This is a genomic window from Streptomyces sp. NPDC051172, assembly GCF_040682555.1.
In the GTDB taxonomy this organism is placed as follows: Bacteria; Actinomycetota; Actinomycetes; order Streptomycetales; family Streptomycetaceae; genus Streptomyces.
Genome location: NZ_JBFBBE010000489.1, coordinates 1 through 1,041, shown reverse-complemented (window position 1 = coordinate 1,041; position 1,041 = coordinate 1). Strand labels below are relative to the sequence as shown.

1 protein-coding gene is annotated in these 1,041 nt (G+C 71.2%); it reads left to right on the top strand.

All coding sequences use genetic code 11. The features are described 5' to 3' along the window. Nucleotides 1-103 precede the first annotated feature (103 nt). A partial coding sequence (locus AB0N07_RS52150; RefSeq protein ID WP_365848166.1) for an ATP-binding cassette domain-containing protein occupies nucleotides 104-1,041 on the top strand: 938 nt, incomplete at its 3' end.

Sequence of the window (1,041 nt, the reverse complement as noted above, 5' to 3'; positions counted from 1 at the left end):
GACCACGATGACCCTGACCCCTCTGAACACCCCTGCCCTGCCTGCAGGCAGCGCCGCCCACATCCGAGCCGAGAGCATCACCCTCACCCTGGGCGATCGAACCGTGCTGAACGACGTGGACGTCACGGTCTCCGCCGGATCCCGGTTGGCCGTCGTCGGTGAGAACGGCCGCGGCAAGACCACGCTGCTGCATGTGCTCGCCGGCACCCTGATGCCGGACTCCGGCACCGTGACCCGCGCAGGGACGGTCGCCCTCGTCGAACAGGACCTCGACGTGGACGACGACCGCACGGTCGGTGACCTCGTCCACGACTCCATCGGCGAGTCCCTCCGTGTCCTGGACCGCCTCGAGGAGGCCACCCTCGCCATGGCAGAGGGCAGGCCTGGAGCCGATGACGCCTACGCCCGAGCGCTGGAGACGGCCACCGCCCTCGACGCCTGGGACGCCGAGCGGCGCATCGACCTCGCGTTGCACGGCCTGTCCGCCTGCACGGATCGGGCTTGTCCGCTGCGGGCACTGTCCGTCGGACAGCGGTACCGCGTCCGGCTGGCCGTCGTCCTGGGCTCTGCGGTGGACCTGCTCTTGCTGGACGAGCCCACCAACCATCTCGACGCCGGGGCCCTGGAGTACCTGACACGGGCACTGAGGGAGCACGCTGGGGGGTTCGCCGTGGTCACCCATGACCGCGCACTGATGAAGGACGTCGCCGACGTCTTCCTCGACCTGGATCCCACTCGTGACGGTCGCCCCCGGCAGTACACCGGAGGCTATGAGGCCTGGGAGAAGGGGCGGCGTGCCGAGCGGGCCGCCTGGGAACAGGAGCATGAGCAGCAGCTGGCCGAACACGCCGCCCTCACCAGCGCGGCCGAGGCCGCCCGCGGACGTCTCCAGGACCGGTGGCGTCCGGACAAGGGGACGGGCAAGCACCAGCGGGCCACTCGCGCCGGCGGCGTGGTCCAAACCTTGAACCGCAGGATGCGGGATCTGGCGGCGCACGAGATCACCGTGCCGGACCCGCCCCGGTCCCTGACGTGGCCGGC